This window comes from Acetobacter fallax (assembly GCF_011516735.1).
Taxonomy (GTDB): domain Bacteria; phylum Pseudomonadota; class Alphaproteobacteria; order Acetobacterales; family Acetobacteraceae; genus Acetobacter; species Acetobacter fallax.
This window is the reverse complement of the sequence record NZ_WOSX01000006.1, coordinates 128,484-146,178: the sequence shown is the minus strand read 5'-3', so window position 1 is coordinate 146,178 and position 17,695 is coordinate 128,484. Positions and strand designations below refer to the sequence as shown.

Annotated in this window: 18 protein-coding genes and 1 pseudogene; 7 read left to right on the top strand and 12 right to left on the bottom strand. The window is 59.0% G+C overall.

Going from position 1 to position 17,695, the window contains the following annotated elements; all coding sequences use genetic code 11:
- Window positions 1–102 (top strand): annotated as a pseudogene (locus GOB85_RS05520) (IS5-like element ISMex42 family transposase); the annotation flags it as partial.
- 292 nt (window positions 103–394) lie between these two features.
- Here GOB85_RS05520 and GOB85_RS05515 read toward each other — a convergent pair.
- Both GOB85_RS05515 and GOB85_RS05510 read right to left on the bottom strand, forming a co-directional pair.
- Window positions 395–1,435 (bottom strand): aldo/keto reductase, encoded by a 1,041-nt coding sequence (locus tag GOB85_RS05515; protein ID WP_173576516.1) that lies wholly within the window; start codon window positions 1,433–1,435, stop codon window positions 395–397.
- A 53-nt stretch (window positions 1,436–1,488) separates the two neighbouring features.
- The gene (locus GOB85_RS05510; protein WP_173576517.1) at window positions 1,489–2,181 is read right to left on the bottom strand and encodes a fumarylacetoacetate hydrolase family protein; all 693 of its coding nucleotides are present in this window, start codon (window positions 2,179–2,181) and stop codon (window positions 1,489–1,491) included.
- 238 nt (window positions 2,182–2,419) lie between these two features.
- Between GOB85_RS05510 and GOB85_RS05505 the strand changes: the two genes are divergently transcribed.
- Window positions 2,420–2,587 (top strand): DUF1328 domain-containing protein, encoded by a 168-nt coding sequence (locus GOB85_RS05505; protein ID WP_173576518.1) that lies wholly within the window; start codon window positions 2,420–2,422, stop codon window positions 2,585–2,587.
- On the opposite strand, the gene GOB85_RS05500 is transcribed toward GOB85_RS05505, so the two are convergent.
- From GOB85_RS05500 to GOB85_RS05470, 7 genes are all read right to left on the bottom strand, one after another.
- A complete protein-coding gene (locus tag GOB85_RS05500) occupies window positions 2,556–3,101 on the bottom strand; it encodes a disulfide bond formation protein B (RefSeq protein WP_173576519.1) in 546 nt (181 codons plus the stop codon). The genes GOB85_RS05505 and GOB85_RS05500 overlap by 32 nt on opposite strands.
- A 73-nt stretch (window positions 3,102–3,174) precedes the next feature.
- Entirely contained in the window at window positions 3,175–4,533 is a 1,359-nt protein-coding gene (locus GOB85_RS05495; protein ID WP_173576520.1) for an alpha,alpha-trehalose-phosphate synthase (UDP-forming), read from the bottom strand.
- Between the two features lie 2 nt (window positions 4,534–4,535).
- The gene (otsB, locus tag GOB85_RS05490) at window positions 4,536–5,255 is read right to left on the bottom strand and encodes a trehalose-phosphatase (protein WP_194298679.1); all 720 of its coding nucleotides are present in this window, start codon (window positions 5,253–5,255) and stop codon (window positions 4,536–4,538) included.
- Window positions 5,256–5,659: 404 nt separating this feature from the next.
- Window positions 5,660–6,277, bottom strand: a complete 618-nt coding sequence (locus GOB85_RS05485; RefSeq protein WP_242011308.1) for a DUF2155 domain-containing protein — start codon at window positions 6,275–6,277, stop codon at window positions 5,660–5,662.
- Window positions 6,274–6,495, bottom strand: coding sequence for a hypothetical protein (locus tag GOB85_RS05480; protein ID WP_173576521.1), 222 nt, complete (start codon window positions 6,493–6,495; stop codon window positions 6,274–6,276). Before GOB85_RS05480 ends, GOB85_RS05485 begins: the two co-directional genes overlap by 4 nt.
- A complete protein-coding gene (gene mlaD, locus GOB85_RS05475) occupies window positions 6,495–7,058 on the bottom strand; it encodes an outer membrane lipid asymmetry maintenance protein MlaD (RefSeq protein WP_173576522.1) in 564 nt (187 codons plus the stop codon). Before mlaD ends, GOB85_RS05480 begins: the two co-directional genes overlap by 1 nt.
- Before the next feature lie 569 nt (window positions 7,059–7,627).
- Window positions 7,628–7,996 carry an NADH-ubiquinone oxidoreductase subunit NDUFA12 family protein gene (locus GOB85_RS05470; RefSeq protein ID WP_173576616.1) on the bottom strand — a complete coding sequence of 123 codons (369 nt, stop codon included), beginning with the start codon at window positions 7,994–7,996 and terminating at the stop codon, window positions 7,628–7,630.
- A 206-nt stretch (window positions 7,997–8,202) separates the two neighbouring features.
- On the opposite strand from GOB85_RS05470, the gene GOB85_RS05465 reads away from it, so the two are divergent.
- From GOB85_RS05465 to GOB85_RS05455, 3 genes are all read left to right on the top strand, one after another.
- Entirely contained in the window at window positions 8,203–9,834 is a 1,632-nt protein-coding gene (locus GOB85_RS05465) for a TSCPD domain-containing protein (RefSeq protein ID WP_173576523.1), read from the top strand.
- Window positions 9,835–9,964: 130 nt separating this feature from the next.
- Window positions 9,965–11,344, top strand: a complete 1,380-nt coding sequence (locus GOB85_RS05460) for a sodium:solute symporter family protein (RefSeq protein WP_173576524.1) — start codon at window positions 9,965–9,967, stop codon at window positions 11,342–11,344.
- A 159-nt stretch (window positions 11,345–11,503) separates the two neighbouring features.
- Window positions 11,504–12,973 (top strand): S10 family peptidase, encoded by a 1,470-nt coding sequence (locus GOB85_RS05455; protein ID WP_408737039.1) that lies wholly within the window; start codon window positions 11,504–11,506, stop codon window positions 12,971–12,973.
- Between the two features lie 156 nt (window positions 12,974–13,129).
- On the opposite strand, the gene hemH is transcribed toward GOB85_RS05455, so the two are convergent.
- The 3 genes from hemH to GOB85_RS05440 all read right to left on the bottom strand — a co-directional run bounded on the left by hemH (window position 13,130) and on the right by GOB85_RS05440 (window position 16,395).
- Window positions 13,130–14,188 (bottom strand): ferrochelatase, encoded by a 1,059-nt coding sequence (gene hemH / locus GOB85_RS05450; RefSeq protein ID WP_173576526.1) that lies wholly within the window; start codon window positions 14,186–14,188, stop codon window positions 13,130–13,132.
- A gap of 411 nt (window positions 14,189–14,599) precedes the next feature.
- A complete protein-coding gene (locus GOB85_RS05445) occupies window positions 14,600–15,235 on the bottom strand; it encodes a hypothetical protein (RefSeq protein ID WP_173576527.1) in 636 nt (211 codons plus the stop codon).
- Complete coding sequence (locus tag GOB85_RS05440) at window positions 15,232–16,395, bottom strand: A/G-specific adenine glycosylase (RefSeq protein ID WP_338421656.1); 1,164 nt, start codon at window positions 16,393–16,395, stop codon at window positions 15,232–15,234. Before GOB85_RS05440 ends, GOB85_RS05445 begins: the two co-directional genes overlap by 4 nt.
- Before the next feature lie 11 nt (window positions 16,396–16,406).
- Here GOB85_RS05440 and GOB85_RS05435 point away from each other — a divergent pair, with 11 nt between their 5' ends.
- Together GOB85_RS05435 and GOB85_RS05430 are read left to right on the top strand one after the other, a co-directional pair.
- Window positions 16,407–16,907, top strand: a complete 501-nt coding sequence (locus tag GOB85_RS05435; RefSeq protein ID WP_242011307.1) for a DUF721 domain-containing protein — start codon at window positions 16,407–16,409, stop codon at window positions 16,905–16,907.
- 397 nt (window positions 16,908–17,304) lie between these two features.
- Window positions 17,305–17,535, top strand: a complete 231-nt coding sequence (locus GOB85_RS05430) for a hypothetical protein (RefSeq protein ID WP_242011306.1) — start codon at window positions 17,305–17,307, stop codon at window positions 17,533–17,535.
- The last annotated feature ends 160 nt before the right edge of the window (window positions 17,536–17,695 follow it).

The window sequence follows — 17,695 nt, the reverse complement described above, 5'->3', positions numbered from 1 at the left end:
CTCAAGGAGTGGCGCGCTGTCGCAACCAGATACGAAAAAACAGCAACGTCGTTCCTCGCGGTCATCCACATCGCTGCCGCAGCAGACTGGATCAAGCCCTAACAGGCCCTAATATTTTTCACTAAATTAAATTCCAAATTACCGTAAATGTCAACATAAATAAAAATATTACAGAAAAATAAATTAAATTAAAAATACAGAAAAGTATTAGATAGTTTTTTTATTTAAAATATAATGCAATTTAGTATTTTTAATTTTAACAATTTACAAAAATATAATTCTAAGTTAGTATATAACTTAATTATATGATAATACTATAGGAAATATAAAACTTAACCGAAAATTATTTCGTTAAATTTAAAAATTATTTAGCTTTATATCAATTCTACTGGTATTACTCGGGGATCAGAACGCGGTCTGCGAAGGACAGACGGTCTGCGGCATTTCTGGCCTGATGCCAGTAAGGATAGATCAGCGGAGGACGACTGGCCTCATCCAGCTTCTTTATTTCTTCCGGTGTGAGCGTAAGACTGATTGCTTTCAGATTGGATTTTAGCTGCTCTTCGTTGCGCGCGCCAATAACGAGTGAAGTGATACCCGGGCGGCCCACAGTCCAGGCGAGAGCCACATCGGCAGCCGGAACATCTCGTTCTTCGGCAATAGCGACCAGCACTTCAACTATATCGAACAGATGCTCTTTGTCGTACACAGGCGGTTCGCCCCATTTTTCGAGCTGCCGGCCGTGCGGTTCTGGTTTGCCGCGACGATATTTCCCTGAAAGCAGCCCGCCCGCGAGCGGACTCCAGACCTGCACGCCAAGCCCCTGATCCACGGCTGCCGGAAGCAGTTCGTACTCTGCTTCCCGCGCCTGAAGCGAATAATAAATCTGCTGTGCGACCGGTGCGATAAAGCGATTTCGTTCAGCTACGGAAAGTGTTTTCATCAATTGCCAGCCGGTAAAATTTGAGACACCGGCATAGCGGATTTTACCTGACCGGCAGAGCGTATCAAGCGCCTCCAGAGTCTCTTCGAGAGGAGTCAGACCATCCCATTCATGCAGATAATAAAGATCGATATGGTCACGTCCGAGACGCCGAAGGCTGGCTTCGCAGGCAGCGATCAGATGGTATCGGGATGATCCTGCATCATTCTGACCCGGCCCCATGCGAAAACGCGCCTTGGTGGTCACCAGGATTTCCTCCGACCTGCCCTTTAGCGCCTGACCGAGAATTTCCTCGGAGGCGCCGGTTGAGTAGATATCTGCCGTATCAAACATGTTGATCCCTGCATCAATACACAGGTCGATCAGATATTTTGCACCTGCGAGATCTGTATTGCCGGTCTTTGCGAAATCACCGCTTCCGCCAAAAGTCATCGTTCCCAGAGTGAACGCGGAAATACGCAGGCCTGACCGGCCCAGCTGGCGATATTGCATGGTTCATGCTCCTCGTCCGAAAAACGCTGTATCGATTCCGATAATGTCTTCAGTTATGGTCTGGCGGTGTAGGTGACCTCAAGCTGCCCCACGCCCTCACAGTCAGCGCGAAGCGTATCCCCCGGTCTGACAGGACCTACCCCTGACGGTGTTCCCGTCATGATGAGGTCGCCCGGGCACAGCCTGACGTAAGTCGAAAGAAATGAGATGATCCGCGGCACAGACCAGATCATGTCTTCCAGTTTACCATCCTGCTTTATCACGCCGTTCACCTCCAGCGTGATGCGACCAGCATCAGGATGGCCTGATTTCGATTTGGGAACGATCGCGCTTATTGGACAGGACTGATCGAACCCTTTGCTGAGGTCCCACGGTTGCCCGGCTTTTTTTGCCGCGGCCTGAAGATCGCGGCGCGTCATATCGAGACCGACAGCGTAACCATAAATGAGTTCAGACGCCTGTTCGGGAGAAACGTTGAGGCCCGTTCCGCTGATCGCGACGACCAGTTCCACTTCGTAACTCAGGTTCTCAGTATGAAGAGGAAATAAGAGAGACGGCTCTGTCGTGACAGCATCTGCTGGCTTGGAAAAGAAAATCGGAGGATCTTTTGAAGGATCGCCGCCCATTTCCCGTGTATGATCGGCATAGTTGCGCCCGACACACCAGATACGGCGCACGGGAAACTCCGCGACTTCTCCTGTCACCGGAACACTGGTCTGCCTGGGCGGCTCAAACACATAGTTCATTCTGACGATCTCCTCTTTTTACAGAGTATAACATCACGTCAGTGGGGTTCCGCGGAGTGCTCCCACAAACGTGTTCCGGAACAACGAGGGAGGGGGAGAACGCCGTATCAGGTCGGTGTGCCATTCGCTGTCTTCTGAGTGGAGCTGGTTCCAAAATGTTGCTGAGCACGCCGGTCGCTCGCAACCCGCAATGACCCTGTTGCGTTGCACCTGCACCTCAAATACGGAAGAAAACCTCATGGATCTGATCCGCTGGACGCTCATTTTTCTTGTTTTTGCCCTGATCGCGGCTGTGTTCGGTTTTACCGGCGTTGCCTCTGATTTTGCCTATATCGGCAAGATACTCTTCTTCATCTTCATCGTGCTGTTTGTGATCAGCCTGATTTTCGGCCGCCGGGCCTCCTGATAAGCAGCAGCGAGACGAGCAGTGCGAGAATGGCGAGGGCTGCGACGCCTTCGAGCACTGTCATGGAAACAGGAAGCCAGTCGACCAGATAAGTCGGCGCATCGCAGGGTTTACCAGGTGTGAGCGGCATTGACGCAAGCCGTTCGGCTGGCGTCGTGCCGTGAAGCAGGGGAGCCCGGCATGAAGGAAGCGGACTGGGCCAGAGTTTCCATTCAACACCGGCATGAAGCACCGACAGGCCGATATCCGCTACAAGCGGCAGGACGCCGAGCCAGGCTATGCCCCGGGCCATACGTCTCGGAACCACAAGCCCGGCAAAGCCGATGACGAGCGCCACTCTCCACGGCCAGCGCTCCCACAGACACAGCTCGCACGGCATGATGCCGCGAACATCCTGCACCCACCAGACCATGGCAAAAGCCACAGCACTTGCGGCAACGAGCAGCAGCCCTGGCAACCTGACCGTCCCCGGCACAGTCTGACGAAAAATACGCCGACGCGGCAGCAGACTCATGGAGACCGACCTTCCTCCCGGGCAGTAATGTCAGAGCACTGTGTACTGAATACAAAAACGACCGGACAGGAACTCACGCGTCCTTTGCCTTTCCTGCATTGTGCAGAGCCTTGAGAAAATCTCTCGACCAGGTGCCGGCTGTTGTACTGCGCACTTCAGTGTCGAGCTGCTTCCACCGACGTTTACGAGCTGCTTTATCCATCGTCAGCGCCTGATGCAGCGCATCGGCGATGGCATCCGCATCATGGGGATTGACCAGCAGCGCTTCGGTCAGCTCCGGTGCCGCTCCGGCCAGATGCGAGAGCACCAGCGCGCCTGGATTTTCCGGGTCCTGCGCGGCGATATATTCTTTGGCCACCAGATTCATTCCGTCCCGCAATGGCGTGACGAGCGCCACGTCGGCGAGACGATAAAATCCGGCCAGAACCTGTCGCGGGACAGGTCGCGTCAGATAACGGATCGGTGTCCAGTCAAATTCCGCGAACGCACCGTTGATGCGTCCGATCGTCTCGTCAAGCTGACGGCGAAGCAGTCTGTATTCCTCAACCTCTCCACGGGAGACCGGTGCGATCTGCAGATATGTCACATGACACCGATGCTCAGGGTACCGTGTCAGAAGGCGTTCGTAGCCGAGGAATCGTTCTTCCAGACCTTTGGAGTAATCCAGCCTGTCGACCCCGATGATCAGCGGCTCATCATGCAGACTCTCCCTCAGACGGGCGACCTCCGGACCACTCCAGGCCTCACGGGCTTCCTTACCAAATTTAACCGGATCGATACCGATGGGGCATGCCATCACCCGGGACGCCCCGTCCAGGCCTTCGATCCGCAGACATTCTTTGAGGTTTTCGGCATCCTCATCCGTCTGGACGCCGATCAGATCGAATGCCGCCATATCACGAAGCAGGGCATCAGCCGGAGGCAGGGCTCTGAAGAGACTCCATGGCGGAAACGGGATGTGCAGGAAAAACCCGATCGGCGCTGTCACGCCCAGATCGCGCAGCATCTGTGCAAGCGGAAACAGATGGTAATCCTGAACCCAGATCGTATCACCGGGCTCCAGCAAAGGCAGGAGGGAACGGGCGAACATGCCGTTCACGTCCTTATAATACTCCCAGTCCGACTGGGTATAGTTCATCAGGCCCAGCCGATAGTGGCACAGTGGCCAGAGAATCCCGTTTGAGAACCGCTGATAATAGCCACGATGCTGTGCCGGTGTGAGCGGGATCGTGGCGTATGTTACCTTGTGATGGGTATCGATGGCCGGCGTCGGATCGCCCTCGAAATCCGACTGCTGACCTGACCAGCCGAACCAGAGGCTGCTCGCCTCATCCCGCAGGACGTCAGCAAGCGCGACGGCGAGACCACCGGCCGGCTGATCGCGCTCACGCGGATCCGGAACGCGGTTTGAGACAATAACCAGACGACCCATACTTATTTACTCCCGCCCGGAGACGTGTTTCCGGGAACCGGCACCAGAGACGCAAGCCATGACCGGAAAGAGGCCGGTGTCGGGAAATCCGCGGGGATGCGAAGTCCGAGCCCACCCAGGCTGACGGCGGCTTTCACCCCATCCTCGTCGGTCACGTCATCTCCTACAAAAACAGGTTTACGTCCGGTAAACGGTGCATTCTCCATGAGAAGTCGAACGGCATAACCTTTATCAATTCCGGCAGGCCGGATTTCCCAGGCCATTTTGGCTGCCTGCACATGAAAAGTGCCTTTGGTCGGTGCTACCCAGGCCTCGGCAGCGCGTTTCAGGACTTCTTCGGATTCCGGTGCCGCGCGATAATGCAGGACAAATCCGCCGACCTTGCGCTCCAGCCGTGTTCCCGGAAGAGACGCCACAAGATCCTGCGCTTCCCTGATCCAGTCAGTTGGCACGGGAGGAAGCGCGGCGCGCTCGACCGGGCCGCCGGGCCGGTGCCGGATAGCAATTCCGTGCTCCCCGGCGACAGCGAAAGGTATATCGCCCAGAAATTCATCAATCTGCGGCACGGGCCGTCCTGTAATGACGGCAAGCGCGCCGTCACATGCCTCACGCAGACGAAGCAGTGTTTCCTTCAGTCCCGGGGGCACGATGACGGCTTCCGGCGTCGGAGCGATATCAACGAGCGTGCCGTCAAAATCGAGCAGAAACGCCGCCTGCGACAACGAAAGATGGTCCCGTGAAAGACGGGCGGCTGAGCCGGAAGCGAGGGATTTGTCTTCTGTCGAGGCAATCACGTTGGGTGGCCTTCTTTACTATGAATACGTTCCGGTGCGCCGAAAACAGCTGTCCGTCTGGCGGTATCGGATCATCGGTTGCAACACCGGGGCACCCTGTGAGGGTCGCAGCATGCCGAAGCGCCTGGCGGGCGACAAGAGGCTCATCCCGAGGGACAGGACTGCGCCGTCTCATGACCGGGCACACGAGAATACGGCGATGCCCGGACAAAGCCCTGCGGCAGCCCTGTGCGAAAAAACCTCGCTGACTAAAGGATTCTGATCGCCCGCTTTCACCTTCATTACGGGATGGCCTGTCACACGACAACCGCTGACCGCTCAACGGATCGTGATCACTGTGGTGCCGGTTGAGCGCCGCTGTCATCCGGCACAACCGGGGAGGCTGATTCTGGCGACACACTGTCCGGCGAAACCGGGGCAAGCGGTGTGGCATCATTGCCAGACGTGCCGGGGTTACTGCCGGGCTCAGTCTTTGCTCCGGGCAGAGCGGGCACTGGCGGGTGTTCAGGCTGGGACAGAACTGGCGGGATGTCATTCCCTGCACAGCCCACGACACGGATATCATAGAGTGGATTTTCAAACACACCGAGCGATGGCTCAGCCGCCAGCATCCAGCCATGGAAGCCAGCACCCTGCATGTGCGTATCCTGCACATCGATCCAGGCGGCGGCATCCGTCCGCAGGGTGGGCGCACTCTCAAGACAGCGGGCCACGCTGATATTCAGAGTCTGATAGTGTGCGGAGCTGCCTGCTGGCACGTGAATCGTCTCAACATGCGTATCAAGCCGGTTAAGGACACGAAGCACGGCGTCGCTTTTCCCCTGCCAGGTGCCTGCCGGGTAAATCGCCGGAGGCGCGAGGGGTTCGGCGCTCAGGGCAGGGTCCGTTCCGATGCCGGCCATGACCAGCATCAGCACGCCGGCGCTCATGCCTGCTTGCAGAAGCCTCATGTTGCAGCGCCACCGGGTCTGACCAGGGACGCAACCATCTCTGTAATCATTCGCTTCATTTCGCCTTCATCAACCCCCATCAGCACCGCGTCCTCGAAGGCGTCGCGCATCACGTCGTGCAGTTCTTCCCAGTTTTCCCGGAGGACGACGAGTTTTTCCGTGCAGGACACGGGCGATCCGTCTGACTGCGGCCAGATCTTCGGTGTTTCAGCCGGCATTACGGAGGGGTTCCGTTTCCCTGCGGTGGCGATCCTGTTCTGGCGCGGTTTGCCTGTGTCAGCGTGTCGGTCACTGAGAAGATGAATTTACTGAGCAACTGCTCCAGACTGATCGAGCCCTGTGTCTCGGTCACGGTGCTTCCGGCCTTCAGCATGTGTGTGTCGCCGCCCGGCGACAGGGCGATATATTTGCCGCCGAGCAGACTGTCGCTGGTGATAATCGCTCCGGTATCGACCGGGAGCTGCACATCGGGCCGGACTGTGAAGATGACATTGGCCTGAAAGGTTTTCGGGTCCACTGTTTCGGACACCACATGGCCGATGGTGATGCCGGCAAGGCGGACATCTGAACCGACATCGAGACCGTCAATGTGGGAGAAGCCGGCTGTCAGCGGGTAGCCCTGATCGCTCTTTCTTCCTGTCCCGAGGATGGCCAGGGCCAGCATGGCGAGAAGCAGGGCAATCACGACGAAGCCGGCGATCAGCTCCGCTGTGGAACGCGCCGAGCGGGCGGGCACGATGACGGGAGATGGGGTCACGGCACTGGTCGAAACGGAATTCATCGGCCCTCATTCATTTCCACGGTCATGGCGCCAGTCTCCTGACCGGAGACCTGTCTGCACCAATAGCAGATCATGGAGAAGGGGACAGACCCGTCCATCGACTGTGGATAACGTGTAATACACCCGCGCGCATTGAGGCTGGCACACGGGAAGAGAGCCCCGGGACTCCGCTCCACCCCCCGCCAAAGGTCACGGGCCTCTGGAAAGGCTCTGTTGTCGTTACGTGTTGATCTGTGATTTTTCAAAGGGTTGGCAGATCCGGGCTCTGCCCGAACCCGGCAGGGACCGTCACGCGAAGGCGTGCTGCGCACGACGGCCCCTGCACCCCGATTGATTAATAATAAAATGGTTTCCAAAGGTCTGTGACCTTTGGTGGGTTCCAGGGCAAAGCCCTGGGAAGAAGCCAGCACTTAATGACAACAGAGCCTTTGGAAACGGCTTTTGCTACTCAACGGGGTAGGGTGAAGGCGCCTGCGGTCTCTTCCGGGTTCGGGCGGAGCCCGCGCTTTCTTCCTGACGGTCAATCTTCATGCGGGTGGGTATAACCCGCCGGAAGCCGGAAAACCGACTTACTCTTCAGGCGACCAGGACTCGTAATCACCGGTGGCAGGCGACCGCTTACCGCCGCGATACGCGCTTCCGGGCGGTCTGTATGCTCCCGGTGTTCCCGTCAGGTTGGGCTGAGCGGGGAGTTGCCAGGGTTTCCGCTCTTCCATCGGAACCGGCTTGTCCTCGACGTGGTGAATCCAGTTCCACCATTCAGGCGGTACGGCTGAGCCATCCTCACCCTTATGGTAGATGACCCAGCGCTCATACCGCTGCTCGCCGCCACCTTTGCGGGTGGGACGACGCGATTCGTAATAAGAGCGACCATCCTGGTCCTTGCCCACCAGACGACCATGCAGGCGGGTATGAAGAAGTGTGCCGAGCGTTGCCATGTCGCGACGATACGGCGGCGGCCGGAGCGCGTCCACAGGATTGGAGCATGACGTCGTTCACGATCTGATGTCCGGCAGATAACGGCACTCAAATGGCACCCTGAAAAAAGTTATCCCCTATATCCTCGTTTTGCGGACCATTAGAGGGCCTTCGAAGGTCTTATCCCTGCTTCCCTGGTGGCAAAGCAGAGGAATACAGTGAGCCCATGAACGCCCAACGATACTGGAACGGTGTGCGCATGCGCACCGTGATGGCCGCCCCCGATCCTGACGCCCCGCCGCGTCAGATCACACTTCCTGCTGACTGGGATGATGACGCGGCCTCGGCTCTCGCTGACATCGCACCGGGAACAGGCGCTGTGTCCATCGCGGCCGAATCCGCGCGATGGATCGATGCGCTGGTACCCGCCCGTGACGATGCAAAAGCGGCTCCTGTTAACGGACGCTCTCTCGCGTGGCTGCTGATGCTGAGGCAGGCGGCGCCGACACTTGCGCTGTGGAGTGGGGAATTCGACCGGCGGCCGGGATTCGTGGTCAATCTGGCGGCTTTTGTGCTGCCGGGCGAAGGGTTTTCGGGCGAGGCGTATGTCGCGGCACTCCGGCTGCTCTGCGCGACACTGCGGCTGGAGGCGGAAGAAAAGGCGAATCGCCGTAATGGCGAACTGGCCCTTGATGACGCTGCCACTGAGCCAACCCTGTTCGATCTTCCGGTGCGCGAGACCAGGCAGAGTCCGGACACCAGACCGGAACGTAATGACGCGGGCACGCCGGACCTGCCGCTGGGCGAACCGGCATCAGTCGCCGGTGAAATTCTGCTGACCAATCTTGATGCGTGCCTTGCCGCGCTCGGGCTGGATTACGATAGTGATGACGGTCGGGATGCTGCCTGTTCGCTCGTCGCACTGGCCACTCTCGTCGTGCGCGAAGGAACGGGCTGCGATCATCTGCCTCTTACCCCGCATCGCAATGTGATCCCCGGGCTTGCGCTGGTTGCGCGTGAAGCCTGGGCACGGGCGGCTGTGGAGACCGTGTCTCCGGCACAGCGCATTGAGACCGGTTTTTCAGGCCCCGGTCCGGTCGATGCACTGCTGGGATGCGAGGCCTGCGGTCTTGCACCGATCTTCTCGCCTCTTCGCACTGACGGACGGCTGGCCACCAGCACGCTGGCACGACTTGCGGCACGTGGTCTGTCCGTCGAGACAGCTTTCGCGGCCTGCCTTGCCGGCGACGTTCCGCTCGCCCTGCCCGCTCCTGACGCGCATATGCGGATGTATCGGGCTCTTGCCGGGTTTGTTGACCGTGTGCCGGCCCGGCCCGACCCGTCTGCTTCGCCGCTTCCCCGGATTCCGCCGCGGGGCGTGGCACGCATGCTGCCGGATCGTCACACCGGGGTCATGCAGAAGACGTCGATCGGGGGGCATCGCCTGTTCCTCCGCACAACGGAATATGATGACGGGACGCTGGGCGAAATCTCTCTGACGCCCGCACGGGAAAACGCGATGGTACGCGGCCTGCTGGAATGTTTTAGCGAAGCGGTGAGCGTCGGGCTGCAATATGGCGTGCCGCTTGAGGATTTCGTCGAACGCTTCGCCTATTCCTGTTTTGGCCCCGCGGGAACGGTGGAAGGCGATCCTGTTGCTTCCTATGCGACGTCGATGCTCGATTATGCGTTCCGGGCGCTTTCCGATCTCTATCTGGGACGACGTTTACCCGACGCGCCGCATGAAGATGCCGGGACAGACTCGTCACCGTTGTTGCCGTTCGAGTTCGATGCAACAGGAGCCGGAGTGCAGGCTCCGGGGCAGCCCCGGCGGCGTGGTCTGCGACTGGTGAGCTGACGAACCGGGCGGACGAAGGAAAGACGGCTTTTCTCCGTTCAGCCCTCGACAGCGTCGTCATTTCTGGTCCGTATTGAGTCTGCCGCTTTCGGGCGGCAGGTTTGAACCGGACACGGAGTAGCCTCGCCCGATGGACAAACTGGTCTTCGTTGCGATTCTGGCAGCGTCACTGCTGACGGCCTGGTGGTCACGTGGCGGGCGACGACATGATGAAATCCACGATTATTTCGTTGCGTCACGCCAGTTCGGCGGGGTTCTGCTGTTTTTTCTGGCTGTTGGTGAAACATACAGCCTTGGTGTTCTCACAGCGTTTCCGGGCGGGATTTACCTGCACGGCACCACATTCTGCATCTGGTTCATCGGTTATGTCGTGCTCGCCTTCCCCGTGGGATATTTCCTCGCTCCGATGATCTGGCGCGCGGCTCAGCGTTATGATCCGGTCACCATCGCGGATCTTTTCCGCCGGCATTTTGATAGTCGCGCCCTTGAGATTCTTGTGTCGCTCATTGCGATCCTGTTTCTGATTCCCTGGGGCGTTATTCAGTTCATGGGACTGACGATGGTGTTGCAGGGTCTGGGCTTTGCCCTGCCCTCCTGGATTCTCATGATCGCGGGCGCTCTGCTCGCTTATACCTACGCCGCCATGTCTGGCATTCGCGCACCGGCTTATGTTTCCGTGATCAAGGACACATTGCTGCTGGCGGCCATTATCGTGGTGGGTGTCGCGATTTTCCGACTGCCACACGGCTACCGGACGATGCTTCAGGGCATTGAGGAACCTGCGTTTACGGGTCGGGATATTCGCGTGATGGTCACGAATATCCTGTTTCAGGCTTCCGGGCTGTTTTTGTTTCCGGCAGCCGTTGCGTCATTTTTCACCGCGCGCAGTCCGCAGACGATCAGGCGGGCGATGATTGCCATGCCGCTTTACATGGTCATGTTCCTGTTTCTCATTCTGACGGCTTTTTATGCCCGCAATACATTCGGGCCAGGATTTTCCCCGAACCACATTTTTATCGATACGGCCCGGCAACTGCTTTCACCCTGGCTGATCGGTCTCGTTGCGGGAGGTGCCGCACTTTCGGGCCTTGTCGTTCTGGCCAGCACCTGCCTGGTGATCGGGCCGCTTCTGACCCATAATCTTCTGAAGGGACTGACTGAAAAGCAGCAAAAAGGCGGCGCTCAGTTTATTTCGGCGGTTTATCTGGTGGCCTCCATGCTCGGAGCCACATTTGCGGCATCCATTGCGGCCACCATGAATAATCTGACCTATTTCGGGCTGACGCAGTTTTTGCCGGGCGTTCTGATCATCTGTTTCAACCTGCGGGTGCCGGCGCGCGCGGTCCTGACTGGCCTTGTGACCGGTGTGGTAATCCCCTCCGTGCTTTTTCTGTGTGGCGTTGATACGGACGGCATCAATCCGGGGCTGACTGGCCTTGCATTCAACATCACTATCGTTGCGGCGTTTGCTCTCCGGCCAGGGCGCGGGCTGGCAGATACGGGGCGCTGAGGGTATCGCTGGCCCCCCTGGTACAGCCGGGTCAGAAATGCAGGACGCAGGTTCTGTGACAACGGAGGCTTCATGTTCACACGTTCCGACGGGCACGACGCGACGCGCAGACGCATTCTGCAGCGCGCCTTGCTCTGTGCCGCAGCGCTGCTGCCTGCCATGCCGGCACTTCCGGCTCTCGCGATCGACAAGCCTCATCCGGCGCAGACGGGCGCTTCGGACGCGGAAAGTAACAAGCCGAAATTTACGGGACTGGCGGCTCTTTTGCCAGCCGATTCCGTCACACATCAGACGCTCACGTCTGGAGGCAAAGAACTCGGCTACACGGCGCGGGCTGGTACACTGACGCTGCGCGACGACAAGGGCGAGCCGAGCGCCCGTGTGTTTTATGTCGCCTATACGCTGGACGGCGTGGCAGCAGACCGGCGACCTGTTTCTTTCTTCTTCAACGGCGGACCCGGGGGTGGCAGCGCCTATCTCAATCTGGGTGCTGCCGGCCCGACCGCATTGACCCTGCCAGCAGGCAACCCGACGGATGGCGCGAATGCAAAGCTTGGCCCCAACCCGGATAGCTGGCTTGCCGCCACGGACATGGTGTTCATCGATGCGATCGGCACCGGCTATTCCGTGCCAGTGAATCCGGACACGGCAGACAAGACATTTTACGGCACGAAACGCGATGCCCGTGCTTTTGCCAAGGCGATCAACCTCTGGATCAGCGCGAATAACCGCCATGCCTCACCGCATTACCTTGTCGGAGAAAGCTATGGGGGAATCCGCTCGATCGAAGTGGCAACGGCGCTCCAGCAACAGCAGAACATGATTCTCAACGGGATCATCATGGTCTCGCCGGCGCTGGAAATGAAACTGCTTGATCCGGGAAGCAATCCGCTTGCGGCAGCGATGCTGCTTCCGTCTTTTGAGGCGGCGCGTCTCGACATGCAGCATAAGCTGACACCGGACGCGGTTGAAGACTCCTATCACTATGCTTTCGGCCCGTATCTGACGGCTCTCGCCGCGCCTCTGCCGACGGGGGATGATGCCCGGGACTTTTATGGAGAAGTGGCACGCAGAACCGGGCTCGATCCGGCCGTCATCACCCGCGAGCGGGGAATGCCCGATCCGCAGGCCCATGATGTGCGCAGCCGCAATGGCCGCCTTTTCTCGCTTTACGACGGCACATTGTCTGTCGCAGATCCGTTTCCTGAGGGCATCGATAACGGTGACAGTCCGGACCCGGTTCTGTTCGGTTTTGGCCGGGCCTATGGCAATGCGTTTGAAGGCTATGCGGCGCAGACACTCGGCTTTCGCACCGAGCTGACCTACGATCTGCTCGATCTGAAGGTCAACAGCGCCTGGGATTATCGCGGAGAGGGAGAGCCGGTTGCCAGCGAAATTCCGCAACTTCGCAAGCTGCTGGCGCTCAACCCGACGTTACGGGTGTTCATCGCGAACGGTTATTTCGATCTGACCTGCACGTTCGCCAGTTCCCGCTGGGTGGCTGAGCATATTCCCGTCGGACGGGACCGCATTGCCCTGCATGTCTATCCGGGTGGCCATATGCTCTATATCCGCCCGGCGAGCCGTGCTGCGCTGGCACGGGATGTGCGGGCGTTTCTGGCGCCCTGATACCAATCCGTGTTGAGGCGGACACGCGGAAAGGGCGTTCCGGGGTCCCCCCTTCCAAAGGTCGCAGACCTTTGGAAGCAGGCATTATTTATCAGCATATCCGGGTGATGGGAGCTGCCCTCCCATCAGGGTTCGGGCAGAGCCCGACTCCGCCTCTTATCGTTCGCTCTGCGTGGAAGAGTTCACGATCCAGCCCTGCAGTTCTGACCGCGCCAGCGCTTCCAGAAGATCGATCGCTTCCGGGCTGCCGTTCAGGCAGGGGATGAGAGTCAGTTCCTCACCTCCCGCCGCGAGAAATTCAGCGCGCACTTCGTTGCCGATTTCATCCAGGGTTTCAATGCAGTCTGCCATGAAGCCTGGCATGATGACTGCGATCCGTCTGATCCCTCTGGCGGGTAGTCCGGCGATAAATGGGGCGGTATAAGGCTCCAGCCATTTTGCCGGCCCGAAACGTGACTGGAAGGTAAGCGGCATGTCATCTTCAGTCATGCCCATCGCGGTTCGCAGGGCAGCTACGGTGCGCTCACAGTCCGTACGATAGGGGTCGCCTTTGGCGACATACTCGTTCGGGAGGCCGTGAAAGGATGTCACGATCATCTGTGGTGGCGTGGATAACGTGGCCAGCGTCTGACGGGTCGTTCCGGCGAGAGCTTTGATATAGGCCGGGTGATCGGCAAAGGCCGGCAGAGTCCGGATAGCGGGCTGCCGGCGGAGTTTCATGAGAAACCGGAAGAGCTGATCGTTCGCTGTCGCGGTCGTTGTCGCGCTGTACTGAGGGTAGAGCGGCATGCACAGGATGCGATCGCAACCCGCAGTCATCAGCTCTTCCACAGCCTGGGCGACGGAGGGCGTTCCGTAGCGCATCCCCCAGACGACACTGACTGTCTCATCGCTGAAGCGCATCGTCAGCCGCTCTGCCTGCTCACGGGTGTACGTCCGGAGCGGGCTTTCGTTGCGTTCCTCATTCCATATCCGGCGATAGGCCGCGCCGCTGCGGCGTGGTCGCACGGTCAGCACAATGCCCTGCAGGATGGGCTGCCACAGCGCCGGAGACGCTTCTATAACACGCTGATCGGACAGAAATTCGGACAGGTAGCGGCGGACACCGGAAAAACCCGTGTCATCCGGAGTTCCGAGATTGACCAGAAGGATACCGACGCGCCCCTGCCCCATGGGAGCCGGAGCGGACGGGCCTGAAATATGCAGGAAGCTCATGTTCGCCTGCTTACAGGAATCAGATCATGAGCGAAATCCGGGCAGAGCCGTCACTCCGACCTGTGCTGCCGCTCGATAGGGACCGCAGGAACCTGCTCTGTGCAGCGCAGGCCTGAAATCAGTGACCCGCGCTGCCAGTTTCAGGAAATCAGCGGCGACGGACGCGAACAGGTATGGGACGCAGCGATGCACGGGACGCAGACACATGTCTCAGAAATACGGTTATTCCCGCCGCGACCGACAGAAGAGCTATGTCAGCGATATTCAGATGCGGCATGTATGACGCGATGTGGTTGAATAAAGACACTTCGCAACTCCCACATTTCCGGCACGATACCGCACCTCACGCACGGCGACGAACCTCTGGTTTCAGAGTAGGGCACGCAGTCGGAAACGACGCAAGACCAAAAATCATGTCGGCAGCGAGCTGGCCACGACAGAAAGTTCAGGTTTTCCACCAAGCGCGGGCAGAACGAGCCGCCTGTTTTCACCAGGTTCAAGCGCACCAAGCTGCGCGAGAAAACCGCTCACCAGATCCAGCGGATAGGTTCGGCCCGCGATCAGGATGGAATGCCCCGTTTCAGGCCTGGGAGCAGGATAGTCGTTCCCCTCATCGTCACGGAGAACGATGCCGCTGCCGGGGAAGAATGTCCGGGCCATCCGGGCCGGAATGGGCGCATAGAACTCCCATCCAGCATAATGACTGCGATCAAACAGGACTTCGCCGCTGGGCTGGCTGGAAAAGAAGCAGTCTCTGGTCACGGCGTAGGGGCCGTCCCGATCCAGCACTCTCAGCGCGATCGCGAGGCCATTCTGTGTGACCGGTTCGATCTGTGGCAGCGGCATCGGGCTTGTTTCACGCTTGACCAGCGCGAAGGGTTCGTCGTCACGCGACGGATCAATGTTCAGGATCAGACCAGGCAGACCACCCGGGCAGGCATCCGGCATCACTGCCACGATCCGGTCATGGCGGGGATCGTTGTGCAGAAAACGTCCGAAATAATCCATCAGCCAGATTTCCCGACTGAGATCCTGCGCGTGCGTCATGCTCCCTTTCCTCCGATCATTTTCGCTCTTTTCGTCTGACCGGGCGTCTTCCGCGCCAGCGACATGCCATATGTGTCTCCGAGGAATTCCAGGCCTTTTTCCGCGCATTTTTTCATCAGTGAAGAAAGCGCGCTCTTCTGAAGCTCGTCCGCCCGCACCAGAAAGCCGTCATGAGCGTCAGGATTGGGCATTACCGGGAGCCTCGCCACATACACCGCTACAGAAAGCGAGAAATGGGTAAAAACGTGCTTAACGGCCCCGGCAGCTTCCCATCGGATTTGCGGCTCGTTTTCAGTCATCCGGTCAGCAAATGGCGCATGGCGGACAGCATTTGCCAGAGACCAGGGGGCGGGCAGCCATTCGGTTCCCGGCAGTTCGACCGTTCCGCCGAGCAGCCCTGCTGGCGGGCGGCGGCGCATCAGGATGCGACCGGCCTCATCTGTAAGAAGAAAATGGGCGCCGTAGCGGGCCGGGCGGTCGCCTTTTGGTGTACGGCGCGGGAGGAGTGCCTGTATGCCCGCTTTTCGGGCGGCGCATCCCTCCTGCCATGGGCACAGAACGCAGGCCGGGTTGCGCGGCGCGCAGATACTGGCTCCGAGATCGAACAGGGCCTGAGCGAAATCGGAGGGCCGGGTCTGCGCGGGCCTGCCATGGTTGAGGGTTACGGCCCGTTCCGCCAGCACTTTTCGGGCGCCTGGCAATGGTGTTTCGATTGCGAAGACGCGGGCCGTGACGCGTTCGACGTTGCCGTCCACAGGCACGACCGGGACACCGAAGGCAATCGCCGCGATGGCGGAGGCTGTGTAAGCACCGATTCCCGGAAGGGTTTTCAGGCCTTCGACATCACGCGGAAAGCCGCCTCTGGCCACCAGTGCCTGCGCGCAGCGGTGCAGATTGCGTGCCCGTGAGTAGTATCCGAGGCCGGCCCAGAGAACGAGGACATCATCGACCGCAGCGTTTGCAAGCGATGCAATTGTCGGGAAACGTTCGAGAAATCTCTGATAATACGGGATGACGGCCCTGACCGTTGTCTGTTGCAGCATGATTTCGCTGATCCAGACGTGGTATGGGTCGGCCAGTTCACCCGGCAGCGCGCGCCAGGGAAGCGTGCGGCGGTTCCGGTCATACCAGGTGAGAAGCGCGGATGAACTCAGGGTCACAGGAGCGTGTTATGAAAGCCACGAAGAAAACCGGCAAGGGCAAGACTGCGGAAGCACAGCCGCCGAAGCGTGCTTTCACGGCCCGCAGCCTTTCCGCGCTGCTTCCCGCGGTCACACGCCCGGCGTTTCGCAAGCGCTCGCCGGCGACGGTGACTCTGTTTCTCGACTGGCACAGCATCGTTGGTCCATCCTACGCGTCACGCACGGAACCGAAGAAGCTTACAGCCGGCACGCTCACCATTGCATGCAGGGGGCCTGTGGCGATGGAGCTTCAGCATATGCAGGCGAGTCTGATCGAACGCATCAACACCTGGTGTGGGCCGCAAACTGTTGAGCGGCTGCGACTGACGCAGGATTTTCAGCCATCCGCGCAATCTTCACGGACGGGACGTCCGAAACCGTCTCCTGTCTCGTCGGTTTCGCTGCCGGAGATGCCGGAAGGGCCTTTACGCGACGCGCTGGAGGCTCTTGGTAGTCGCATCCATGAACGCAGCGGTGCGCGCCGCCGCTGAGGGGTTTCCCTCAAGGCGCTCCGTCTCCCGGTAAGGACTCGCCTTTGCAAATACACATCGGAGTGGAGGGAGCCGGGGCCCCTTGCGGGTGCGGGCAGAGCACGCGTCACTGTCCCCTTTTACTGAGTGCCTGCGGGGATTTCCCGGTCTGGCTACGCCCTGATCCGACGCCGGGATCTGCTTCTCATTTCAGATCTTCCGGAAACACAGATCTGACATTCGATGAGAAACTGCGCGCTGTTATCTGACAGACATAAAAAAGTCAGAGATGTCAGGCAACTTCCGGATTGAAAATTATTTTACCATTTGGTCATGGAGACATGCGAGACCGAGCCGCTTTTTGTTTTCAGATAAAAGCCGGTTTGTGACACGCAGTTCGTTCCGGCAGGAGTAGACGATGGATTACGACGTGGCTGCGCTGCCAGTTTCACAGCAGTCGGCTGAAATGACATCGGGACAGGACGCCCATACGCGGTCTGATCTCGATTTTCTGGCGCGCTGGGAGCGGATGTCACCCCGTGACACCGGGGCGATGCTTCGCGCCAGCCTGCTGCGGCGCACGAGTCCATGGCTTGTGCGCAAGGCGGAGGAGAAGATTCCGGCAGCGGTTGTGCCTGTCGAAGCATGAATGTGTTCGGGGTCTGATACCAGAGGTTGAGAAGACTGAGCTATCGATGAGAGTATCCGGGCTCTGCCCGGACCCGGCAGGGACCACAGGCTCTGTTAGCATTACGTGCCGGCGCTTTCTCAGGGCTTTGCCCTGGAACCCACCAAAGGTCACAGACCTT